Raw genomic sequence first — 22,409 nt, forward strand, 5'->3', positions numbered from 1 at the left:
GTATGGTTATGGAAAAATTGACTCCCGCTGAAGAAACGGCCATGCTGACGCTCTGGCGATTGGAACGTGGTACCTTAGGCGTCATTCTAGAAGAAATGCCCGAGCCCAAACCGCATTACAACACCCTGGCTTCTGCTTTTAAAAACCTGGAGAAAAAAGGGTACGTACTGTTTCGCCGATACGGAAATGTATACGAGTATTATCCGGCCGTAAGTCGCGAGCAAGTGGCGGATCGGATGGTAGAAGAGTACTTCGATGATTCGTACAAGAATCTGGTTACGCATTTTGCCAAGGAGCAAAAGATATCAGCTGAGGACCTGCGGGAAATTTTATCCATGATCGAAAAAGGCCAATAATATGCAAACGCTGGTGTATCTCTTACAGGTGAGTTTAAGCTTGGCGGGTTTCGCGGGTTTATACGCTTTGTTACTGAAAAAAGAGACCTACTACCAGTGGAACCGCTGGTATTTCTGGATTGCTGGAATAGCCTCGCTACTGGTTCCGGCCTGGAACGAATGGTTTTCGCAGCGGGAAAGTATTCAGCAAGTAACCACGTACGTACCGGATTTGAGTTTTCAGTATGCTGCTCAGCAGGTAGCCGACTCAGACTATCCCTCCGCTGAGTCCATAGTGCTAGGACTTTGGTTGTTTGGTGTGCTGATTATGAGCGTTCGCCTGATACGCCAATTGAGGAGTGTGTATCAACTGTACCGAAATTCCCGGATGCAGTATGTAGGGGAGCAGAAAGTACAGGTACCGGCGTCCGAAACGGCTCCTTTCTCCTTTTTTCACTGGATTTTCATGAATCCAACCCTGTTTACTCCTCAGGAACTCAAGGAAGTGCTCTTGCACGAACAGATACACGCCCGACAAGGCCATTCTTGGGATGTACTGATGGGAGAGATGCTGCAAATCGTATTTTGGTTTAATCCCCTGGTTTGGTGGTGGAACAAAACGGTCCGTCAGAATCTGGAATATCTGGCTGATTATACGGTACTGGCGAGCGGCCTGAACGCCCGGCATTATCAATACCATTTGTTACGTCAAAGCGGTTTGGCCGTGCCCGTACGTACGCATTTTAGCGTTTCTGAACTCAAAAACCGGATTCGTCAAATCAATACTCCTTCGTCGGCTCCCTGGAAGGGAATCAAGTTATTGCTTCTATTGCCCTTGCTGGGATTCTGGATTATGGCGTTTACACCCCGGCGAGTCATGGAAAAAATCGTAATACTACCCGCTAGGCAACAGCAACCTGTAGCCACGGATACGATTCGTCCGGTTCTGCCCGCAAAAATAATCCTGACGAAGAAGCGAACGCCTCGAACGAAGTCTACGAATTCGCCCAAAGCAACCTCGACTACGCCAGCTACGTATGCGTATTTCCTCGACGACCGTAAAACGCCCCGGGAAGGAATAGACGGCTTACATCCTGATGAGATTAAAGAAATGCAGATTATAAAATCGGAATCTGAGCCCACTCGGAAAGAACTTCGAATTTACACCAGAGAACCTGTTCCGATACAAATGAAGGTCAACGCTGCTGCTAAACCGCTGTATCTGGTTAATGGGGAAGAGGTTGAAAATTTAGATGCAATCAAACCCGACCAGATCGAGAGTATTAACGTTCTGAAAGATGCGAAGGCAACGGAGCATTACGGAGAAAAGGCAAAAAATGGAGTAATACTTGTTACCTTGAAAGAGCAATAGAAAAGGCCCCATACAGGGCCTTTCTTCATTTTTAGTAATCACCTCCGGCACCGCCGCCACCAAAACTACCACCACCAAAGTCCCAGCCGCCTCCGCCACCACCGCCACTGCTGCCCCCCCAGCTACCGGAGGAGCTTCCCCAACTCGACATCGTAGCGTAAGGCACAAACCAGGGCATACCACCCCCGGTACCACCCGAATTTCGGCAACCGCGTCCCATCAAACGGGCAATGACAATAAATCCTACAACGGCAATCACCAGAAAGATGATCACACCGCTCATCGGAAGCTCCGTATCATCACTGGCCTGATCGTTCTTGTATTCTCCACTGGCTCGACGAATGATTTCGCTGGTCGCGTTATCCAATCCTTTGAAGTACTGCTGTTGTTTGAAAGCCGGAGCAAGCTGGTCAGAAATAATGCGTTTGGCTACGGCATCCGGAATGGCTCCTTCTAGACCATATCCGGGAGCAATGTATAATTTACGCGTTTCCGTGGCCCATAGTAACACGAGGCCATTGTCTTTGTCTTTTTGTCCGATACCCCATTTACGTCCGATCTGAAAGGCATAGTCGCCGGGTGGATAATCGCCCGTCGTTTTCACGATCACAATCACAATCTGATTGGACGTGGAATCCATAAAACCTTTTAGCTTTCGCTCGAGCTGGTCTTTTTCGCCGCCCGCTAACATGCCTACGTAATCATTAACAAAACGGGCTGGAACCGGACGTTCGGGAATATCCTGGGCAAAAGCAACAACGAAACTCAGAATTGAAAAGACCAGCCAGAGTCCCTTCCGTAGCACTCGCAAAAATGGCATGTGGGTCATGACTGTAATAAATAAAAAACTAGGGGTAAGCCGTAGCCAATCCCATAAATAAATAGATAATTATTGGAATGAAATGTCATCGGGAAGCTCATTGCGATCCTCTGACTGGTAAGGGAAATACGCCTTTAACTGCTTCCCTGCCATTTCGATGCCCGTTCGCAATCCCGTTACCAGATCATCCTGCCGAAAGTGCTGCCGCATGGCATCGCGGGTAGTATCCCAAAAATCAGCCGGTACGACCTTATTGATACCATCATCCCCCCAGATGGCAAATTTCCGGGCTTCTAGGGCAATGAAAAATAAGACGGCATTTCGCTGGGCTGTTTTATGCATTTCCAGCTTGGCGAATACTTCCTTCGCTCGTGCAATGGGGTCCAAGGGTGAAGGTGATTTCTCTTCAATGTGTACCCGAATCTCACCGGAAGTGCGCGTTTCGGCTTGCTTGATAGCCGCAATGATTTCCTGTTGCTGAGCCTCGCTAAGCATATGTGATCGCTGATAAGCTTCAAGGACCAGCGTACGCGTACACTGGTCCTTGAAGCGAATTAGAATTGAACTTTTGGAGCTTTTTCCGTTCCTGGATCGGACTCGAAGTAAGCTTTAGTGGAGAAGCCAAACATACCGCTGAGCACATTGGTCGGGAATGAGCGAACCTTCTGGTTATACTGCTTAACGGCGTCGTTGAAATCGTTACGGGACACTTTGATTCGGTTTTCCGTACCTTCGATCTGAGCCTGCAAATCCCGGAAACTATCACTCGCCCGCAGTTGGGGATAATTTTCAGCAACGGCCAGTAATCGAGACAGCGAACCATTCAGTTGCGACTGAGCCTCTTGAAAACGCTGAATATTTTCAGGCGTAAGCTGATCGGCTGTGAATTTAATGGACGTAGCATTCGCCCGGGCATTCACTACATCCGTAAGCGTCTTCTGCTCGAAGTTGGCTGCTCCCTTAACTGTGGCAACCAGGTTCGGGATCAGGTCGGCCCGCCGTTGGTAATCGGACTGAACTTTACCCCAGGCTGTTTTTACATTTTCGTCCTGCTGCACTAAACCGTTGTACGAGCAACCGCCCATCAGTACAACTAGAATAATAATAGCAATGGTAGCGATGATTCCGCGTGACATATTCTATGAAAGGTTTTAATTCGGGTTTTGGTTGACTAGTTAAAATTGTTGGGCCAAAGCTAGTTTTTTCGGCCAGACTTGTATACAATTTTGGGATGAAATGAAAATAGCCGGATGGTCGATCCGGCTATTTAGTGATGAACGGAAAGCCAGCGAAGGCTATTTTTCCCACTGCTTATTGAGAATTTTGGATTTAATGATAAAAAGCGGTCGGCCTTTCGACTGAAAAAAGATCCGCAGTACATATTCACCGATAATCCCGAGGCCGAACAAATTCAGTCCACCGAAGAAGATAATGGCAAATAGCGTCGCTGGAAAGCCCTGCGGAACGTCCATGCCTAGTACATATTTCTTGATGAGGTTGTAAATGAAATACATCATCGAGAAGGCAATAGCCGTACCTCCTAGTCGGGTAAGCAGTTTAATGGGAAACTCGCTGAAGTTAAAAATCCCGTTGTAGGCTAGTTTAAACAGCAGAGCAAACGAATATTTTGATTCGCCCGCTATGCGTTCGTCGCGTTCGTATTCTACACCCGTCTGCTTGAAACCTACCCAGGTACGCATGCCCCGCAGATACCGGCTTTCTTCGGGCATTGCGTTCATGACGTCTACGACCCGACGCGAAACCAAAGCGAAATCGCCGCTATCGAGCGGAATATCAATGTAAGAAATAGAACGTAGAATCCGGTAGAAGGAATGGTAGGCCAGCCGTTTGATCCAGCCTTCTTTCCGTTTCCGCCGTACGGCGTACACCACGTCGTACCCTTCTTTATAAAGTTTGTAAAAGTCTTCGAGTAATTCAGGAGGATCCTGTAAATCACCATCAATCACCATGATGGCTTCCGTGCCCCGTGCTTCGTTCATACCGGCGGAAAGAGCCAGTTGGTGACCGTGGTTACGGGCCAAAAACACACAATGATAACGCGGATCGGAAAGAGCCAGTGCCTGCATGAGCGTAGCCGTATTGTCACGGCTGCCGTCGTCGATGAGTACTACCTCAATCGAGAGAGGGAGACGATCCATCAGACTATTTAAACGCTCCACTAGGTGAGGAAACGTCTCACTTTCGTTATACAGGGGGGCGACTATCGAAATTTGTGGATTATTCAATGGGAAAGTTGCTAAGAAGGTTGCCGCCAAAATTTACTGACAAAAATAGACTCAAATCGATAATTTATTCAAGGTTGGATACCGTTTTAGCGTCGTACCATCCTGATACAGAACCTGAAGCTCGTAGGCTCCGGGGCGTAGCATATCTTTCGGAAGCTCTGCTTTACCCCCTACACCCGGCCGGAACGGATTGCGGCCCGTATTGGGCAACGCCTGAAAAGGAATCAGGTATTGATCGGGGCGTTCCGTCGATTTGACGTGTAGCAACAGCAAACTATTACGGCCCCGAGGAACCGTAAGGTCGGGTTGCGTAAGCAGGTAATGCGTGGCGGTTTCCTGCGTCTGTAAAGATAAGACCTGACTTTCGGCGGACTGGGCAAGTACAGGATCAAAAAAATGAATGGGTGGGTTGTAAATTCCTTTTTCGAGTGGCGTCATGAAATTATTCTGAATATACGGCTCCAGAAACGATCCACGGGTGGCTCCCAGACCGATGCCCGCATGGTACTGGTTGAAGGTAGCCGTTAGTAAGTTCTTCCGTCGGTCTTCGACAATCGGGAAGTACGCCAGATAAAGCCCCAGATAGATCAATACGCTGGCAGGGATAAGCCACTTCGGAGTGCGAGCGTAATCACGTCGCATACTTAGCCAGGCCATATACGCCACGCAAAGGAAAAGCGTAGGGTAAAGCTTGTAATTACTGATGAGCATGACGTGGTAACCAAAATGCGGTCGTAAAACGGCAATGATGGTATTGTTAGCCAGTAGAAAAAGGGCCGTACCCAACAGGAAATCCTGCACAAAACGTTCCTGATCCGGTACGGACGATGCCCCCGTTGTACGGAAGTATCCAAGTAACACCGGCCAGATGTTTTTCCGGAACCACAGGACGGCAATGGTCATTAATCCAACACCGGCCAGGGTTGGTAGGATGTAACGCCAGGGGGCGGAAGCATTCGGGAAAAAATCAAAAGCCGCTCCCAAGTAGGTGAAGAAGCCCAGCAGGGATAATTGCGGAGCTTCAAGAAACTTACTGAAACTCTTCCCGTTTGCCGTCGAGGGATAGTGGTAATAATAGCCAGCAATAGCCAGAGCCATAGCTAAACCCCAGATGAGGAGGAAAGAGTACCGCTTCCGTAAGACCAGAATAATACCGCCGGCAATCCAGACAAACATTCCATTGCTCATCGTGAACGTCGTGATGAAGGCCAGTACCAGGGCTCCGGCCGCTGAAGCGGGTGTTCCTTTGGCCAGTACAAAGAGCGTAGCAAAGGCAAAAAAGAGTAGCGGTTCGTGTTGCAACCCAGCGTTGGTCAGGAACGTCAGCAAGTAATGTTGCGGCTGAAACATGAAGAGCGTAACCGGCAGAAAATACCACAGCGACAGCCGCATTCGCCGGAAAGCCAGTAGAAACAACACCCAGATAAATACCTCGGTCAGGTTCGCCAGGGCCTGCATCCAGACGTATTGCAGTTCGCCCGTCAGGTAGTAAGTAGCCAGTACGAGTAGCTTGGCCGTTACCATCCGGTGCTCGTTATTGGGCAGAAAAAGCCAATACGCCTTTTCGGACCAGGTAGGAGCGTTCTGAAATTCCAGGAAGAAGCCGGAAAGCGATTCGTAATCGTCAAACCACGCTACGTTTAATACATAGAAAAAGAAAAAAATGATAAAAACAGCAAGTGGTAAAGCAACAATAAGCTGAGATATGAATGAATTACTGGACGTTTTCATCGAAATTAATTGATTCGGAGACAATGAACTCCGGGCGTTTTTTTAATTCATCGAAAATACTGCCGATGTATTCACCCAGTACGCCGATGGTCAACAGTTGAATTCCGCCGAAGAAAATAACCATGATAACCGTGGAAGCCCAGCCTGGTACCAGACTTTCTGGACGCAGCACGCTGCTGGCAAATACCCATATGGCTAATCCAAGCCCCACCAGAATACTAATAAAACCCAATGAAAGGGCTACTGTCAGGGGTTTTTTGCTAAAATATAACAGGCCGGTCTGAGCGAATTTCAGCATCTTCGAAAGCGGATACTTCGTTGCTCCGGCAAACCGCTCATCCCGTGAATACTCGATGGGTACCTGCTTGAAGCCCATCCAGCTAATTAGGCCCCGGATGTATTTATTACGTTCCTGAAGTTTTTTGAATTCCCGGATGACTTTGGCATCAATCAAGCGGAAATCGCCCGTATCCAAGGGTAGGGGAACTTCCGATAATGAGTTAATAAGCCGGTAAAAGGTACGAGCCGACCAAAGTTTGAAAAAGCTTTCACCCTTCCGCTCTTTCCGTACGGCATACACTACGTTAGCCTGCTCTTTCTGGTACAGGTCTACCATCGCCGGAAAAAGCTCCGGTGGATCCTGCAAGTCAGCATCAATAATGATGGCAATATTGCCCGAACAGTACCGGATTCCGGCCGATACTGCCGGTTGGTGACCAAAATTTCGCGAAAACGAGAGTACCCGTACCCTGGGGTCCTGTACAGCTAACTGCTTTAACAGGGTTAAGGTTTTATCGCGACTGCCGTCATTGATGAAAACCAACTCGTAACGCCAGCCCTGGCTTTGTACTACCTGGGTGAGTCGCCGATAGGTTTCAACAATGACTTCTTCCTCATTAAAACAGGGGACAATAACCGAAAGATAAATCTCTTCAGGATTCAAGGTAATAAGGATTAAATGATGGATTCTGCTTCGTAAAGCAGAAGTATATAACCGTACATGCCTTTGATATCGGTAGTAAGCCGGTTTATCTACTCATCAGTCAAAGAGCAAAAAGGTTACTCTTTGGTTTGTAAAATCAATGCTTTTTTACCGAAAAACTGCGATTCACACTTATTCCATAAGTGCGTCGTGTTGTCCTTGATGTCTTCTGTAAATAAAGACGCCGGGACATGCTGAAGCGGTGCAATGGTAACGGTATCCTGCTTCGACTGCCGGATGTACGCATAACGTTCCGTTAATTCCCGGTCGTACTGAGCCGCCGTTCCCGTAGTTAAGTCGCGGGTCATCATCCGAAAGTTCTTGTTGAATGCGTACGCTACGGGTACAGCCAACAAAGCCAGCACCAGCAAGGCCTTCAGAATGGCGGGCTGAGCTACTTCTAGGCCTTTCGTTTCCCGAAGCCAGAGTACGCTTACCGTCAGGTTATAAAACAGGCCCGTCAGGTAGAAATAATACACTGTATTGGTAATGCGAACGGGTACTTCATCCATACCTACCCCGTAAAAATACGGGAAGAAGAGGAGAGGCGTCAATCCTGCCCAGACCAGCCAACCCGCCCAGGGACGAATCCGCAGGTACGAACGAAACGCCTGATCTTCCCGGTGAGCCAACCACACAAGCCAGAATACCACAAAAATTAAAATCAGGGGCATCCAGTGAAGGGCCAGTTCAGCCGTCGTACGGAACGAGATGGGAAGCGAGAAGACCAGATTACCACCCAGAGGATTCGCATGCTGACGCACTTTTGAACCCGGCGATTGCAGAATGAAGTAGCTACTGACCAGCGTAACCACTAGCAAAAACACTAAACGCAGGTCGAGCTTACGGTTGAAAAGCAGTTGGTACAACAGGAAACTACCCAGCAGACCGCCCAGTAAAATGACGAACATTTCACAAAGACCGACAATACCCACAATGAATACCGCCGCCAGAAAGAGCCAACCATTAGCCGCAACGGCCGAACGACTTTCATAGGCCTTGCTTAGAATGACCAGCAGGAAAGTCGTTAGAATCTGGGGCAAAATGTAGGTATACGAAACCGTGGCCCAGTAAAAACCTTCGGCCAGACTCGCCATTTGCAGAACATACGCAATGACCAGAGCCGCCGTAATCATGAATTTATGAGCGGGCGAAACCTTGAATAAAACGCCGACCAGAGCATAGAGCGACCAGAAGGTCGTTAGCAGATAAACAATTGGCAGTACTTTAAAATACCAGAAACCATTGGCAAACAGAGGCGTCACGTGGAAAAGGACATTGGCTAGGTAGCGTCCGCTCCACTGTTCGTAATAAAACTGCGTAGACCACCAGATGCCGTAATCACGGGCCATGTAAGCAAAACAGAAATCGTCGGCAGCACTGGGGTGATTATAAAAACTCAGGGCAATGATCGGAACTACCGTAATGAGCAGGAGGAGTACCCAGGCCGGTAGAATCCAGAACTTTTTCGAAAGAAAGTCAGACATAAAGCGTAGAAGGCATTAATAACGGAAGCGATTTTTAAGGTTGTTGATGGGTTTTTCAATCACGTACCAGGATAACGTAGCTACTAGAATAGTTAACAAGGTATACGCAGCAAAGTTGAACAGATAACTTTCTTCCAGAGCTGGGATCTCCCGATAGATGCGGTGCATCAAGCGGTACACGGGGTGAGTGGGAGGCGTATGGTAGTGGTTATACACAAAGTTGTGATACAAGTAAATACCGTAGCTGATGCGGCCGAGGTAGATACTCACCGGATTTTCCAGTACCCATTTCATCACCCCATCGTAGCCTAAGATGGCTTTCCCAATCAGGAAAAAAGCAAAGATGGAACCCGCCAGCCGCTCGAATACACTATTGAGGGATTGATGCGGATCGGCAGAAATGTGGTACCAGTACAAACTACCCCCCAGAATAATCAGTCCTAGCCAGACTAAGGCCGTATGACGGAAAATTCGCTGAAAATGGCCCAGTTGGAAAATGTACAGATAGGCCAGAAAACCACCTAGTCCGAACGAATCCAGGCTGGTAGGCATCAATACATAGGATACAAACCAGGGTTCGCCTTTCAGAAAATAGTACAACCGCAGCGAAACGCTACCAATGATAAACGCAACAAGTATTTTAGGCAAATGGCGGGTAGGAACGAAGAAAACCAGGAACGGGAAGAAGATGTAAAACTGTTCTTCCACTGCCAGCGACCACAAGTGGTCCATCGACCCCAGCCAGGTTTCGTAGTGGGCAATGTAAATATTGGTAGCATACAACGCCAGCCAGAGAAATTTTTCGCGGGCAGGCGGTACGTTAAACAGAACCAGTAGGAAAATAACGAGGTAATAAATGGGGAAAATCCGGATGGTACGGCGAATGAAGAATTTCTTCAGATACGTACTTAGACCATTTTCACGGGGCTGGTACTGATGCTTGCTCTCAATCAGAATACGGGTAATGAGAAAGCCACTCAGTACAAAAAAGATCGTAACCCCAATGGGGCCAATGGGAAGGGTATTGAACCCGGCCAGCAGGTGATCGTATAAAACCAGAAATACAGCGATAAAGCGGATTCCGTCCAGTTGCTTGAAGTAGGATTCCTGTTTTATTGCGGTTCTTGGTACATCTATCGGGGTTGCTGACATGGAAACGATGAATTTATATCGCAGTATGCTATGGTCGGTTGAACAGAATCAGGTAAAACGAGCAAAGGCTGACTAACCTTTGGAATAAACCAAAGGAGCCTAATTAACTCTAATGACTTACGAACGGAAAGTACAGGCTGTGGATGAGCTATGAATCAGTCCTTTGAAGCCGTGAATACTACTGATTCCATTCAAAATCAGGGGCTAATTTCTTAAAGTTCTTTCAAATAGCCTTGAATTATTTTTTGGTAAAACCGTTCACCCATCCATTCCTATGGTTCTGATCATTGCTGAAAGCCTCTGACAATGAGTTAGTTTTATTGGAATTAATCCGCGAAATTTGTTGTACGATCTACGCTGCCTTAAAGTATTTTAACGCTCCAGATGAATGAGTAAGGTCGTTTTGACGTTACTAAATTAATTCCCTCGAATTTTTTGATTGGCTTCGGCTAACCTAACCATACCCTGATTTCCACCTGATTTGGTTTATGGAAGCACTTTCTGTTTTTACGGGTACCTCTACACCGCTTTTGATGAATGGGTCGAAAGAGCGAATCGTCGTGATTCCGACTTATAATGAAATTGAAAATATTGAAACGGTTCTTCGGAAGGTTATGAGCCTGGAGCCGACTTTCGATGTCCTGATTGTAGATGATGGTTCCCCCGATGGTACGGCTCTTAAAGTGAAACAACTGCAGGATGAGTTTGGTGATAATCGCATTCACCTGCTCGAACGCAAGGGTAAGCTGGGCCTGGGCACGGCCTACCTGACGGCCTTCAAATATGCCCTCAAAAAAGGTTATCAGTACATTTTCGAAATGGATGCGGACTTTTCCCACAATCCCGATGATCTAGTACGACTGTGGCGGGCCTGTGCCGAAGAAGGCAACGATCTGGCCATCGGTTCGCGGTACATTCAGGGCGTAAATGTGGTGAACTGGCCGATGGGGCGGGTCCTGATGTCGTATTTTGCCGGTGTCTACGTACGTTTTATTACGGGCATGCCCGTGATGGATGCGACCGCGGGTTTTAAGTGTTACCGTCGCCGGGTTCTCGAAGCGATTGATCTGGATTCCATTCGTTTTGTCGGGTACGCCTTCCAGATTGAAATGAAATTTACTTCCTGGAAATATGGCTTCAAGCTCAAGGAAGTACCGATCATTTTTACCGATCGCACGAAAGGCGTTTCTAAAATGTCCACGAAGATTTTTAAGGAAGCTTTCCTGGGCGTCATTCAGTTGAAAGTAGACAGCTTCTTTAAACGTTACATCCGCGAATCCGTAGAGACGTTCGAAGCAATTAAGCTGGAACCCCAGCAGAGCTAAACCCGTCCGTACGTTATAAAAGGAAAGCCCGTCAAGTGATTGACGGGCTTTCCTTTTATAACAGTAAATCTGGTCAGTAACCGGATGAATTAATCAAGAATTTTCCACTTCCCCAGACCCCATTTCGACAGGCGATACAAAAGGGATGTTCGTAGTACGCCCAGTCCGTACTTGGAACTGCGAAGGAAGTTGATGGAAGAAGCTTCGTCAAAATACTTGGTCGGGCAGGTTACTTCCGCAATTTCAAAGCCCTTCCAGAAAATCTGGGCAATCATTTCGTTATCGAACACAAAGTCGTCATCGCACTTGTCGAAAGGGACTTTTTCCAGTACTTCCCGCGAGAAGGCCCGGTAGCCCGTATGGTATTCGGATAATTTCTCGTTCAGTAACACATTTTGTACAAAGGTCAGAAAGCGATTGGCAATGTATTTGTACATGGGCATTCCACCTTTCAACGCTCCTTTCCCCAGGATACGCGAGCCAAATACAACCGGATACAAATCATTTCCGATGATGGAGATCATGGCCGTTAGCAGCAAAGGCGTGTACTGGTAATCCGGGTGCAGCATGATCACAATATCACCACCCAGTTCCAGAGCCTTTTTGTAACACGTTTTCTGGTTTCCTCCGTATCCTTTATTAATGTCGTGGCGAATGACGTGCTGAATGCCCAGGGCTCGAGCGACTTCTACGGTGTTATCCGGACTATGATCGTCAACGAGTACCACTTCATCCACCAAATCAAAAGGGATTTCCCGGTACGTTCGTTCTACCGTAAGAGCGGCCCGGTACGCGGGCATAACCACAACGACTTTTTTATTATTGTACATAGATAGTAATGATCCACACCTCGCCCTGGTTAGTCAAACTTGGCACGGGTAAACAAGAGGAGTTTGCAGGGGAATTGAAATAAACCTCAAATTTACGTCTACCCGTTGGTATTATTGGTATAAGCAACTAATTCCTCCGAAGAAACCCATCGTTACTTTCTACAAAAAGATCAGATGGGAGCCTGAGTGAAGTAAGGATTAGCCTAACGAAAGCCAGCAAAGCAAACAGGTTGACGCGTTTTAACGTAGATTGTCAGAGATTCGCTCGCCCGCAGGCGGCGTCCTTATTATGAAGAAGTTTAATAAATCAAGCATTCGGGTGTTTCAGCGAAGACTGGCCAATCTGAGTCCCCGAAACCGATCACTTTTGCTCCTAAACTTACCGCAGGAACAGTTTCTGGATGTGCATGACCTGGACTTTCTATCCGGTACCTCTTCGTTTGACGTCATTACGGCCTGCATTGCGGGTAAAAGCAACGTACTACTCTGCGATGTACTCGATGCCCGGTACGAAAAGGTCAATGAAGTTTCCAAACGCCTCCGACGTATGGCCCGCACCGCCGCCTTTATTGAGGCCGAACGGGGTACTGAAGACTTATACTTGGGCTGGCCGCTGGTGCAGGGAAAGTTCTCGGACGGTACGGTGGTGCGGGCTCCCTTGCTGTTCTGGCCTGTCAATCTACGGGTAACCCCACAAAATCGCTGGGTACTTGATCGCCGGGATGAACCGCTTTCGCTGAATCGATCGCTGGTCATGGCCTACGCTCATTTCAATGGGCTGCGGCTGTCGGAAGAGTTGTATGAAAAAAATTTCGAAGACTTTCCAAAGGATGCTCTGGCCTTTCGGACGGCTCTGTACGAATGGCTGAAAGAAACGCCCCTGACGCTCAACTATAATTCTGACCTGTTCGAAAATCAGCTTCAATTTTTTCCAAAACTTTTAAAAAGCGACCTTGAACGTACCGAACGCAATGGCGAGCTTCAGCTATTGCCGCACGCCATACTGGGCATTTTTCCCCAGGCCGGTTCGTATCTGGTCCGGGATTACGAAGCCCTGTTGGCGGACGAAACAAAAGAGTATTCTTCTGTGGAATCAGTCCCTATCCAATACCAGAAATTACGGGAAGCGGATATGCTGACCCCATTTTTGCTGGATGCTTCGCAGGAAGCGGCTTTCCGGCGAATTAAAAAAGGCGAATCATTGGTGATTCAGGGGCCACCGGGAACGGGGAAATCCCAGTTAATCTGTAATCTCATTGCCGACTTCACGGCTCAGGGAAAACGGGTGTTGGTTGTGAGTCAGAAACGGGCGGCGTTGGATACCGTTTACGAGCGGCTTTCGCTGGCGGGCTGGCAGCCTTTCGTAGCAAACCTGCACGATTTTCAGCACGATCGGAAAAACTTATACGATCAGATTGCCGGACAGATTGATCGAATCGATGAGTACCGACGCCTGAATACCAGTCTGGATGCGATCTTACTCGAACGGGAGTTTACACAAAATGCCCACCAGATTGACCGGATTCAGCAGGAGTTACAGGATTTCAAAACCGCACTGTTTGATACCCGTGTTTGTGGGCTTTCTGCGAAAGAACTGTATTTGACTTCCCATCTGCAGGAAGATCATTTTGATTTGGGTGAGTGGTACCAATCCTTTCACTTTGATACCTACGCCGAGACGCTACGGCGGTTTAAACGCTACGAGTTGTATGCGACCCGTTCAGGAACCGATCATCCCTGGGCGGACCGGGTGAATTTTAGTGGGTTAAGTTTTCAGGCAGTACCGCAAATACGAGCCCTGATCCAAGAAGTACCGACGCAGATCCAAGAGTTTAATCACCAATGGGAACAACTGATTGGAAGAAAACTAGGCTGGACGGAGATGCGTAGCCTTCCGGTTGAAGCTTTGCAGACCATTCAGCGTCAACTTACTCCGGAATTAGAATCCTGGCTACAGAAAGTACACCGTCAGCAAATTCCCGATTGGGAAAGCTGGCCCGAACGACGGGCCCTCGAACGAATTGAACAAGCTAGCTTGCTTCACACGACGCGGAGAAGTTCAGAATTGCTCGAATTCCGTACTCGCCTGGAAACGGCTCTGCACGCCCGGAACTCACTAGTGAAGTGGTTGTTTTTTAAAGATAAAGAGTTTATCCGGGCTGAGGCCGAACAGCAGGGACTGTCGTTGGAACTGTCGGATTTACAGCAATTAAAGGCCCGACTGGATCGCCGGATCGAAGCCGAGCAACACCTGAAAAGATGGGCAGAGCAAGCGGAGGTGACGGTACTTGCGGAAGATTGGTCGGTTTCCCGGGAACGCTGGAACGAAGTGGGTAAGCAACTGAAACAAGCCAGTGAATTATATCAACAGATTCGACAAGAGCCTTCCTTACTAAAAGAACTGCATTTTGAAGGGTTACGGCCCTTTCGCAATCAACTGGAAACGGCTTTGCAACTAGCGGCTCAATTCCAGAAGGCGTATCAGTCCTGGCGAGTGTACCTGACCGACAGTCAAATCGAACAGCTGACTCAACAACCCGAGACTGCCGTTCCCGTTTTAACGACGAGCCTTACGGACGATTTTGAATGGCTGCACGAGTGGGATACGCTTAGAAATCAGCTTAGTACCGCCGAACGGGAGATACTTCAGCGGTATGAGGGGCAAACGCTCGTAGCCGCTTTCGATAATTCATTACGACTAGCCTGGCTCGATCACCTCGAAGTACAGCATCCCATTTTGCGAAGCGTATCGGGGCTGGGCATGAGCCAACGGGAAGAGGAATTACGGGCAGCCGTCATTCGGAAACAGGAGCTGGCCAGGGAGATTGGCCGAATGCGATTGCGGGAACAAACCTACGAGTCGCTCGAAACCAATCGACTGGGAAATACCATTACGTATCGTGACTTACATCACCAGGTAACCAAGAAGCGGCTGATTTGGCCCGTGCGACAGGTACTGGCTACGTTTGCGGAAGAGATTTTTTCGTTGGTACCTTGCTGGTTGGCCTCGCCCGAAACGGTATCGGCCGTCTTCCCTTTTCAACGCGGTACTAAACCTTTGTTCGATCTGGTCATTTTTGATGAAGCCTCCCAATGTTTTGCTGAGCTGGGCTTGCCGGCCATGTTTCGGGGTGAACAGGTTGTCATTGCGGGTGATAGCCAGCAACTCCAACCTTCGGACTTGTACCGTGTTCGGTTTGAAGAAGAAACGGAAGATGTACCTGAACTGGAAGTCAGTAGCTTGTTGGAACTGATGGCCCGTGATTTGCCCCAAGTAGTCCTGCAGGGGCATTATCGTAGCCGATCGCTGGATTTGATTGATTTTTCTAACCAGCATTTTTACCAGAATCGCCTGAAGTTACTTCCGGATTTCCAAGAAATGAACCGCCGCGAAGGAGCTATCCGATATTGGAAAGTAGAAGGCGAATGGAAAAATCAGAGTAACCTCGTTGAGGCCGAAGCCATTCGCTCCCTAGTGGAAGACTTAACACGACAAGAACCCGAACGGTCCATCGGCATTGTAACCTTCAATGCTCCTCAACAACGCCTGCTGGAAGATACGCTTGAGGGCCTTTCTCCCAAGCCCGATTCATTATTCATTAAAAACCTGGAAAATGTACAGGGAGATGAACGGGATATTATTATTTTTTCTATCGGCTATGCTCCTGATGAGCGGGGTAGAGTTGCTCTACAATTCGGTTCACTCAATCAGGCGGGGGGCGAGAATCGGCTGAATGTAGCCATCACGCGGGCTCGCGAACGCATTTATGTGGTGACGAGCCTCTGGCCGGAACAATTACACGTGGAAGAGACCGTAAATGCCGGACCTAAACTGCTGAAACAATACCTGAACTTTGCCCGCCAGGTGTCACAGGGTGCGTATAAACCGAAACCGCTCAATACGGCAGAGCTACAGTCCAATCAATTACTGAAAGATCAACTGCAAAAACAGCAACCCCAGTGGAAGAACGAATTGCCCTTTGCCGATCTGGTCGAGAAAGAACAAGAATACTATAAACGGCTGATTTTGACCGACGATGATGTATATTATCAAAGTTTGAGTGCGAAGGAAGCTCACGCATATTTCCCCCTGAGTCTGGAACGGAAAGGGTGGCTGTATCAACGCATCTGGAGCCGGGAGTGGTGGAAAAGGCAGGGTTAAGCCACAAAAAAACCGTCTTCAAAGAAGACGGTTTTTTTGTGGGCCCAGAAGACTAGGATAAATCCGTATTCTGAGCCATGCCTTCGGCATTAACGCCGTACTTTACTTCAATGCCATGGTACAGCTCCTGTTCTGAATAATCTTTCCGGAGCGGATGCCCTTCCCAATCTTCGGGGAGCAGAATCCGGCGTAAGTCCGCGTGGCCGTGAAAGTACACGCCCATCAAATCATAGGCTTCACGTTCGTGCCAATCCGCTGTTCGCCAGATTCGGCTCACGCTGGGTACTTCGGGCAGCGTTTCATCCTGCGTCTGTCGGGATACTTTTACTTTCAGACACAGCGAATGTTCGTAAGGAATCGAAAACAAATTGTAGGCTACTTCCAGCGTATCCGCTGAGGGGCCGTTGTCAAGAGCGGTCAGGCAGGAAAGTGAATCGAAATACGTTCGTTCATCATTCCGCAGGAAATCACAAATGGGTACAAGAAACTCTTTAGCGATCGTCAAATTCGGCATTAATCCCAACTCTTCTTCGGCTACCAAAGCTTCCATACCGAATTCCTGAGTCAACAGGGATTTAAGTTCGGAGAAAGTCATGCGAATGTTGGTTGTTCAAATTTTTCAAGCAAACTCAAAGCAGCTGTAGGTTCCTGTACACTTTCATGACGGATTTTATCCTGCAGCTTCATGATGGCCCCAATTAATGCTTCGGGGCGGGGTGGGCAACCCGGTACGTACACATCCACCGGAATAATCCGATCTACCCCTTTCACAACGTGATAGCCATGCTCCCAGTACGGGCCGCCACAGTTTGAGCAGCTTCCCATGGAGATCACATAACGAGGTTCAGCCATTTGTTCGTATAAGCGGCGAATCCGGTCGGCCATTTTAAACGTAACGGTTCCGGCTACAATCATCACATCCGACTGGCGGGGCGAGGGCCGGGGAAAGATGCCAAAACGCTCCAGATCATAGCTGGAAGCGAAGGTCTGCATCATCTCAATGGCACAGCAGGCCAGTCCAAAGCCCATGGGCCAGAGGGAGTTCAGACGAGCCCAATTGAGCAGATCCTCAGCGGTGGTCAGTACCACGCCGCCCTCTCCGGTTTTGAACCGACTATCGAGAAAACTCTTCATTGATATTTCTTATTTACTTTTCCGTACAGGTCCGTCGGAACCTTGGAAGGTATGTGCGTAACCTTAGCCTGGGGGCGTACCCAGTCAAGATGTCCTTTTCGCCAGGCATAGGCTAAGCCTAAAGCCAGAATGCCGATGAAGAGGAACATCTCCAGTAAAGCAAACATTCCCCAGCGGCCATTCGTTTCCTGGATTAAAGATTCTTGTCCAAAAACCGTAGCCCAGGGAAATAGGAAGACGAGTTCTACGTCGAAAAGTAAAAAGATCAGGGCAATACTGTAGAAACGAATGTTAAACTGCACGTTGGCATTACCTACGGGTTCTTCGCCGGATTCGTACGTGCTGAGCTTTTCTTCGTTGGGCCGGGCCGGACGAATCAAGCGGGCAATGGCCAGCATTACGGCCAGAAACAGAATGCCTGCAATCAAGAAAAGCAGTATGGAGCCGAAATCAGAAATCATTTGCGTTTGAGTATCTTTTTGATGCGGACGTTGCGAGCCGTATCCGCTTTTGAGCTATCGGGCTGGGCTGGAGCAGACTGAGCACGGGCCTCCTTTTTACTCCGTTCGTCAATGGCCGTCAGACTATCCACGACGCCCTGATAAATTTCCTTAAATCGGTTGGGTTGAGCAATGTAGTAACGGTAACTGGCCCGGTACGAACCGGTATCGGCACCGTATTTTTTCAGAATGTCTTTTTCCAGTACTTGAAAAGCCACCAGCGAAGAATCCTGCGAGCCTAACCGAAGCCGGGTGATGCGTTGCTCGGCCAGATGAATGTCTTTGAGAATCTGCACCATTTGCTGTTCCGGTACGAGGTGTTCCGGAGGGGAAGGAGCATTGGAACAGGCCGTAAGCCAGGCCAATAATGGGAGCAAAAGACGCGTTTTCATGTTTTATTTTAGCAAAGTTAGGTAGTTTTGGCAGAAGGCAGCTACAAAACCTGCGTAAACAACTGCCTTTAAGAAGGCTGCCTTAAACGGACCGTCGTATGAATGATCTGCTTTCAAAACTTCGTAATTACGAAATTCGGATACGGAAAGCCGTTGATTCTCAGATGCACGGCAATTTTAAATCCGTATTTAAAGGTTCTGGACTGGAGTTCACAGACCTGCGGCAATACCAGTATGGTGACGACATTCGTCTCATTGACTGGAACGCATCTTCGAAGGGTCATGGTCTGTTTTTAAAGATATTTAAGGAAGAAAAAGAGCAGACGGTGTTTTTTATGGTGGACGTAAGTGCCTCCCAGGACATTGGTCGGGAGGATCGTTCGAAACTGGATGCCACCAAGGAAATCTGCGGTGTACTGGCCCTGTCGGCCATGCACGAAGCCAGTCACGTAGGATTGTACTGCTTTTCGGATCAGAAGGAAAAATACATTCGTCCGGCGAATAGTCTCAAGCACGGGTATCAGATGATTCTGGAGCTGTTTCGACTCAAACCCGAATCGCTCAAGACCAACTTATCCGAAGCCATTTTATTTGCCTTAAATATCCTGCGGCGGAAAAGCGTAATCATTCTCATCTCCGATTTCATTGATACAGGTTACGAACAAAACCTGAAAGCCTTGGCTAAAAAACACGATCTGGTAGTTGTACACCTGTACGATGAACGGGAGGTAAATATGCCATCGCTAGGAATCATTCCGGTGTATGATAAAGAAAGCCGCCGTACCTTGTGGATCAATACGTCATCGTCGCAGTACCGGAAAACGACTCGTCGAGTATTTGAGGAGAATCAGCAACGATTGGAAAAGCTGTGTAAGCAGTATAAAGCCAATTATTTATCCGTCGATACGCAGGAGGATTATGTACCCAAGCTTATTAAACTGTTCCGGGTAAAATAAGTCAACGAAAGAAGATTCAGTAGATCGGCGTTAAAATTTCAAGCCGTCGGTCAAACGCTTAACAAAGGAATACGTGAGAAGCTGGGTTGGTACCATTGTTCTATTTCTTACCTTTTTTTCGCTTCACTCGGCATTGGCTCAGCCGAAAGGAAAGTTCTTGTCTACGGAATTTAAAGTGGGCAGTCCGGTCAAGTATGCGCTTAGCTATCGGCATAATCCAGGCGACGAAGTGTTCTTTCCAGATTCTACGCATGATTTTACGCCGTTCCGGTTCCTGAAGCGAGATTATTTTCCGACCCGTACCAATGCTGCTGGCAGTGTCGACAGTGTGGTCTATACGCTAGTGTCTTTTGAAATCGATTCCGTGCAACCCCTGAAGCTACCGGTGTACTTGTTGCGTAAACAGGATTGTACGGCGGTCTATGCGCCGATGCAAATGATCCGACTCCGTCGGTTGGTGGACCCGCGGGTAAAGTCCGTTATACTCAAATCCAGTACAAATCTGGTGGTACTGGATACTCAGGTAAATTACCCGCTATTCTTTATTATCCTGCTCATGGCAGCGGTGCTGGGTGGACTCATTTACTGGTTATTTGGAGACGCGATTCAGCGTCGCTGGCGACAATTTCAGCTCTGGCGAAGACATCTGGAATTTCGGGGCTCTTTTCAGCGGTATCTGCGAGGAGCGGCCGATCCTAAACAAGGCGTAATGAATGTAGAACGGGCCGTATTTCTCTGGAAACGCTATCTGGAGCGGTTAGAAGGGAAACCCTTCACTACCTTTACTACGAAAGAGGCCGTTAGTCAATTTCCGCAGAATCCGCAACTCGAACAAGCCCTTCGTGAAACCGATGCTGTTGTGTATGGTGGGGTAGCTTCGCCCCAAACGCAGGAATCCTTGCGTATACTGCGGGATTTGGCTGGACGAACGTATCTTCGTCATCGGCAAATTATTCTAGCTAAAAACTCCTGATTTAAAAAGGGTAACTGAATTGCCTGTTTTGGCTTGATTATGGGTGAGTGGTTTTCGTTGAAGTGGTTTTCAATAGGTACGCTGGAGGGCTTTCACTGGTCTCAACCGTATTACCTGTATGGAATAGCAGCGGTGCCTTTTCTGTTCTTTTTGCGGCGGCTTTTTTACGGAAAATCCCGCCAGCGACTGAACGTTGCTTTTCTGGCCAAAGAAGTCAAAACCAGTTGGATACAGTATCTACGCTATCTTCCAGCTATATTAAGTGCCGTCGGAATCATGTTAGTATTAGTTGCCTTAGCCCGGCCACAGCTAATCAAGGAAACAGAGGAACGTTTCTCCGAAGGAATTGAGATTGTACTAGCTCTTGACGTTTCGGATTCCATGCTAATGAAAGATTTAGCACCCAATCGGCTAGAATCCGCCAAAAATGTGGCTATAGAGTTCGTGGACGGTCGTTTTCAAGATAAAATAGGCCTAGTCGTCTTCGCAGGGCAGGCTTTTTTTCTATGTCCACTTACTACCGATTATGAATTACTCAAGCAACAGATTGCTTCGATTAAACCCGACATTATCGCGACGGCAGGTACAGCCATTGGTTCAGCTTTGGCAAATTGCATCAACCTGATGCGAGATAGTGAGGCTAAAAGCAAAGTAGCCATTTTATTAAGTGATGGCGATAATACCGCTGGTAATCTTGACCCAATCACGGCAGCTCAGCTAGCAAATGCGTACGGCATTCGCGTGTATACCATTGCAATCGGGAAAGAAAATGCTCCCGTAGCTCAGGATTCAACGGATATGGCCCTGGAATCGCTTGATACGGCGGTACTAAAAGATATTGCTCAGCGGAGTAAAGGACAGTTTTTTCAGGTACAAGACGCTCGTTCGCTTAAAAATGTATTCGAACGGATCAATAGTCTGGAAAAGATAAACATCAAAGTATCCTATTATCAAGATATTAAAGACTTTTATCATATCTATCTGAAATGGGCAATTTGCTGCTTATTAGGAGCATTAGCCTTAAAATGTACGTTTATTGGTAACATTTTAGAAGATTGAGAAAGACAGGTAGATTTACGGACTATTTTTTCGGAAATTTTTCTAAGCAGATAGCCGCTGACACTCAATTTATTATAAATAAATTAAATAGTTTTAGTAAAAATTTGCACTCTATTTGTAAAGTTTATGATAATATTGTTGGCTATTTTAGATGTTTCTACACCAATTTAGTCGGAGAGAAGCATTCAAATTATAGAATAATGCTGAAACAATTCTATCATTGGCAAAGTATCGAAGCGGGATTAGATGAGGTGGGCAGAGGGTGTCTGGCGGGGCCAGTAGTGGCTGCTGCTGTGATCCTTCCGAAAGACTATACGAATCCTTTGCTCAATGATTCGAAACAGCTTAGTCGTCTGGAGCGACAGAAATTGCGAGTAGAGATCGAACGTGAAGCCGTAAGCTGGAAAATCGCCGAAGCGAGTACGGAAGAAATTGACCGAATTAATATTGCCAAAGCCAGTTTTTTAGCCATGCACCGAGCGGTGGAGCAACTAACCGTTCAGCCAGAGCATCTACTGGTCGATGGTAATCGATTCGTTCCTTATCCCATGATTCCGCATACGTGTATTATAAAGGGGGATAGCCTATATGCTTCCATTGCCGCCGCCTCGATTTTGGCAAAAACGTACCGGGATGAACTCATGGAACAGTTGGCTTGGGATTATCCCATGTATGGATGGGAACAGAACGTAGGGTACCCAACACCTAAACACTGCAGAGCTTTATTGGAGTATGGAACGACCCCATGGCACCGAAAGACCTTCGGACCCGTAAAAAATGTGTTAAAATCGGATGAATTAACGTCTCAGAAAAGTACTGATTTGGTCGATTTATCTTTGGGATATTCTTAAATTAATACAATTTTTTAGAATTCTTACAAAAATTTTCACAAAACCTTAACGTCGGGAATGGGAAAAAAAACAGTAGATTTGCTGAATCGTTTACTCGGTTTC

Annotated in this window: 21 protein-coding genes; 8 read left to right on the forward strand and 13 right to left on the reverse strand. The window is 47.6% G+C overall.

The features are described from left to right. Nucleotides 1-8: 8 nt before the first annotated feature. A complete protein-coding gene (locus tag C5O19_RS02230) occupies nucleotides 9-356 on the forward strand; it encodes a BlaI/MecI/CopY family transcriptional regulator (RefSeq protein ID WP_094810171.1) in 348 nt (115 codons plus the stop codon). Between the two features lies 1 nt (nucleotide 357). Beyond that, a complete protein-coding gene (locus C5O19_RS02235; protein ID WP_104709723.1) occupies nucleotides 358-1,707 on the forward strand; it encodes a M56 family metallopeptidase in 1,350 nt (449 codons plus the stop codon). 31 nt (nucleotides 1,708-1,738) lie between these two features. Here C5O19_RS02235 and C5O19_RS02240 read toward each other — a convergent pair whose 3' ends face one another. The 8 genes from C5O19_RS02240 to C5O19_RS02275 all read right to left on the reverse strand — a co-directional run bounded on the left by C5O19_RS02240 (nucleotide 1,739) and on the right by C5O19_RS02275 (nucleotide 10,125). Beyond that, complete coding sequence (locus C5O19_RS02240) at nucleotides 1,739-2,527, reverse strand: TPM domain-containing protein (protein ID WP_207766378.1); 789 nt, start codon at nucleotides 2,525-2,527, stop codon at nucleotides 1,739-1,741. Between the two features lie 69 nt (nucleotides 2,528-2,596). Next, nucleotides 2,597-3,022 carry a TPM domain-containing protein gene (locus tag C5O19_RS02245; RefSeq protein ID WP_104709725.1) on the reverse strand — a complete coding sequence of 142 codons (426 nt, stop codon included), beginning with the start codon at nucleotides 3,020-3,022 and terminating at the stop codon, nucleotides 2,597-2,599. Between the two features lie 59 nt (nucleotides 3,023-3,081). Continuing rightward, nucleotides 3,082-3,663 carry a LemA family protein gene (locus C5O19_RS02250; RefSeq protein ID WP_104709726.1) on the reverse strand — a complete coding sequence of 194 codons (582 nt, stop codon included), beginning with the start codon at nucleotides 3,661-3,663 and terminating at the stop codon, nucleotides 3,082-3,084. 159 nt (nucleotides 3,664-3,822) lie between these two features. Further along, nucleotides 3,823-4,773, reverse strand: coding sequence for a glycosyltransferase family 2 protein (locus C5O19_RS02255; RefSeq protein WP_104709727.1), 951 nt, complete (start codon nucleotides 4,771-4,773; stop codon nucleotides 3,823-3,825). Nucleotides 4,774-4,824: 51 nt separating this feature from the next. Further along, nucleotides 4,825-6,504 (reverse strand): hypothetical protein, encoded by a 1,680-nt coding sequence (locus tag C5O19_RS02260; RefSeq protein ID WP_104709728.1) that lies wholly within the window; start codon nucleotides 6,502-6,504, stop codon nucleotides 4,825-4,827. Next, nucleotides 6,488-7,447, reverse strand: coding sequence for a glycosyltransferase family 2 protein (locus C5O19_RS02265; RefSeq protein ID WP_243406308.1), 960 nt, complete (start codon nucleotides 7,445-7,447; stop codon nucleotides 6,488-6,490). Before C5O19_RS02265 ends, C5O19_RS02260 begins: the two co-directional genes overlap by 17 nt. Before the next feature lie 116 nt (nucleotides 7,448-7,563). Then, nucleotides 7,564-8,973 carry a hypothetical protein gene (locus tag C5O19_RS02270; protein ID WP_104709729.1) on the reverse strand — a complete coding sequence of 470 codons (1,410 nt, stop codon included), beginning with the start codon at nucleotides 8,971-8,973 and terminating at the stop codon, nucleotides 7,564-7,566. 15 nt (nucleotides 8,974-8,988) lie between these two features. Continuing rightward, nucleotides 8,989-10,125, reverse strand: coding sequence for an acyltransferase family protein (locus C5O19_RS02275; RefSeq protein ID WP_104709730.1), 1,137 nt, complete (start codon nucleotides 10,123-10,125; stop codon nucleotides 8,989-8,991). 488 nt (nucleotides 10,126-10,613) lie between these two features. On the opposite strand from C5O19_RS02275, the gene C5O19_RS02280 reads away from it, so the two are divergent. Beyond that, a complete protein-coding gene (locus C5O19_RS02280) occupies nucleotides 10,614-11,450 on the forward strand; it encodes a polyprenol monophosphomannose synthase (RefSeq protein ID WP_394341761.1) in 837 nt (278 codons plus the stop codon). Between the two features lie 89 nt (nucleotides 11,451-11,539). On the opposite strand, the gene C5O19_RS02285 is transcribed toward C5O19_RS02280, so the two are convergent. Further along, on the reverse strand, nucleotides 11,540-12,280 hold the full coding sequence (locus C5O19_RS02285; protein ID WP_102200825.1) for a glycosyltransferase family 2 protein: 741 nt from the start codon (nucleotides 12,278-12,280) through the stop codon (nucleotides 11,540-11,542). Between the two features lie 289 nt (nucleotides 12,281-12,569). Between C5O19_RS02285 and C5O19_RS02290 the strand changes: the two genes are divergently transcribed. Continuing rightward, a complete protein-coding gene (locus C5O19_RS02290; RefSeq protein ID WP_104709731.1) occupies nucleotides 12,570-16,442 on the forward strand; it encodes an AAA domain-containing protein in 3,873 nt (1,290 codons plus the stop codon). A gap of 52 nt (nucleotides 16,443-16,494) precedes the next feature. On the opposite strand, the gene C5O19_RS02295 is transcribed toward C5O19_RS02290, so the two are convergent. From C5O19_RS02295 to C5O19_RS02310, 4 genes are read right to left on the reverse strand one after another with little or no spacing between them, the layout of a single operon-like run. Further along, nucleotides 16,495-17,037, reverse strand: a complete 543-nt coding sequence (locus tag C5O19_RS02295; RefSeq protein WP_094810082.1) for an NADH-quinone oxidoreductase subunit C — start codon at nucleotides 17,035-17,037, stop codon at nucleotides 16,495-16,497. Further along, a complete protein-coding gene (locus C5O19_RS02300; RefSeq protein ID WP_094810084.1) occupies nucleotides 17,034-17,576 on the reverse strand; it encodes a NuoB/complex I 20 kDa subunit family protein in 543 nt (180 codons plus the stop codon). Before C5O19_RS02300 ends, C5O19_RS02295 begins: the two co-directional genes overlap by 4 nt. Further along, on the reverse strand, nucleotides 17,573-18,037 hold the full coding sequence (locus tag C5O19_RS02305; protein WP_104709732.1) for an NADH-quinone oxidoreductase subunit A: 465 nt from the start codon (nucleotides 18,035-18,037) through the stop codon (nucleotides 17,573-17,575). The genes C5O19_RS02300 and C5O19_RS02305 overlap by 4 nt, the downstream gene beginning before the upstream one ends. Beyond that, the gene (locus C5O19_RS02310; RefSeq protein WP_104709733.1) at nucleotides 18,034-18,468 is read right to left on the reverse strand and encodes a DUF4296 domain-containing protein; all 435 of its coding nucleotides are present in this window, start codon (nucleotides 18,466-18,468) and stop codon (nucleotides 18,034-18,036) included. The genes C5O19_RS02305 and C5O19_RS02310 overlap by 4 nt, the downstream gene beginning before the upstream one ends. 98 nt (nucleotides 18,469-18,566) lie before the next feature. On the opposite strand from C5O19_RS02310, the gene C5O19_RS02315 reads away from it, so the two are divergent. The 4 genes from C5O19_RS02315 (at nucleotide 18,567) to C5O19_RS02330 (ending at nucleotide 22,307) form a co-directional block, all read left to right on the forward strand. Continuing rightward, the gene (locus C5O19_RS02315) at nucleotides 18,567-19,424 is read left to right on the forward strand and encodes a DUF58 domain-containing protein (protein ID WP_104709734.1); all 858 of its coding nucleotides are present in this window, start codon (nucleotides 18,567-18,569) and stop codon (nucleotides 19,422-19,424) included. A 73-nt stretch (nucleotides 19,425-19,497) separates the two neighbouring features. Continuing rightward, nucleotides 19,498-20,397 (forward strand): hypothetical protein, encoded by a 900-nt coding sequence (locus tag C5O19_RS02320; protein WP_104709735.1) that lies wholly within the window; start codon nucleotides 19,498-19,500, stop codon nucleotides 20,395-20,397. A 39-nt stretch (nucleotides 20,398-20,436) separates the two neighbouring features. Further along, nucleotides 20,437-21,456 carry a VWA domain-containing protein gene (locus C5O19_RS02325; protein ID WP_104709736.1) on the forward strand — a complete coding sequence of 340 codons (1,020 nt, stop codon included), beginning with the start codon at nucleotides 20,437-20,439 and terminating at the stop codon, nucleotides 21,454-21,456. Nucleotides 21,457-21,656: 200 nt separating this feature from the next. Next, nucleotides 21,657-22,307, forward strand: a complete 651-nt coding sequence (locus C5O19_RS02330; RefSeq protein WP_104709737.1) for a ribonuclease HII — start codon at nucleotides 21,657-21,659, stop codon at nucleotides 22,305-22,307. Nucleotides 22,308-22,409: the final 102 nt, after the last annotated feature.

The organism is Siphonobacter curvatus (assembly GCF_002943425.1).
Taxonomy (GTDB): Bacteria; Bacteroidota; Bacteroidia; order Cytophagales; family Spirosomataceae; genus Siphonobacter; species Siphonobacter curvatus.

Bases quoted from the DNA above. Each gene is read 5' to 3' on its own strand.
- C5O19_RS02285 (WP_102200825.1), bottom strand. From the start codon at position 12,280: ATGTACAATAATAAAAAAGTCGTTGTGGTTATGCCCGCGTACCGGGCC.
- C5O19_RS02230 (WP_094810171.1), top strand. From the start codon at position 9: ATGGAAAAATTGACTCCCGCTGAAGAAACGGCCATGCTGACGCTCTGG.
- C5O19_RS02260 (WP_104709728.1), bottom strand. From the start codon at position 6,504: ATGAAAACGTCCAGTAATTCATTCATATCTCAGCTTATTGTTGCTTTA.
- C5O19_RS02305 (WP_104709732.1), bottom strand. From the start codon at position 18,037: ATGATTTCTGATTTCGGCTCCATACTGCTTTTCTTGATTGCAGGCATT.
- C5O19_RS02270 (WP_104709729.1), bottom strand. From the start codon at position 8,973: ATGTCTGACTTTCTTTCGAAAAAGTTCTGGATTCTACCGGCCTGGGTA.
- C5O19_RS02310 (WP_104709733.1), bottom strand. From the start codon at position 18,468: ATGAAAACGCGTCTTTTGCTCCCATTATTGGCCTGGCTTACGGCCTGT.
- C5O19_RS02315 (WP_104709734.1), top strand. From the start codon at position 18,567: ATGAATGATCTGCTTTCAAAACTTCGTAATTACGAAATTCGGATACGG.
- C5O19_RS02330 (WP_104709737.1), top strand. From the start codon at position 21,657: ATGCTGAAACAATTCTATCATTGGCAAAGTATCGAAGCGGGATTAGAT.
- C5O19_RS02290 (WP_104709731.1), top strand. From the start codon at position 12,570: ATGAAGAAGTTTAATAAATCAAGCATTCGGGTGTTTCAGCGAAGACTG.
- C5O19_RS02295 (WP_094810082.1), bottom strand. From the start codon at position 17,037: ATGACTTTCTCCGAACTTAAATCCCTGTTGACTCAGGAATTCGGTATG.
- C5O19_RS02280 (WP_394341761.1), top strand. From the start codon at position 10,614: ATGGAAGCACTTTCTGTTTTTACGGGTACCTCTACACCGCTTTTGATG.
- C5O19_RS02275 (WP_104709730.1), bottom strand. From the start codon at position 10,125: ATGTCAGCAACCCCGATAGATGTACCAAGAACCGCAATAAAACAGGAA.
- C5O19_RS02250 (WP_104709726.1), bottom strand. From the start codon at position 3,663: ATGTCACGCGGAATCATCGCTACCATTGCTATTATTATTCTAGTTGTA.
- C5O19_RS02325 (WP_104709736.1), top strand. From the start codon at position 20,437: ATGGGTGAGTGGTTTTCGTTGAAGTGGTTTTCAATAGGTACGCTGGAG.
- C5O19_RS02240 (WP_207766378.1), bottom strand. From the start codon at position 2,527: ATGCCATTTTTGCGAGTGCTACGGAAGGGACTCTGGCTGGTCTTTTCA.
- C5O19_RS02235 (WP_104709723.1), top strand. From the start codon at position 358: ATGCAAACGCTGGTGTATCTCTTACAGGTGAGTTTAAGCTTGGCGGGT.
- C5O19_RS02245 (WP_104709725.1), bottom strand. From the start codon at position 3,022: ATGCTTAGCGAGGCTCAGCAACAGGAAATCATTGCGGCTATCAAGCAA.
- C5O19_RS02300 (WP_094810084.1), bottom strand. From the start codon at position 17,576: ATGAAGAGTTTTCTCGATAGTCGGTTCAAAACCGGAGAGGGCGGCGTG.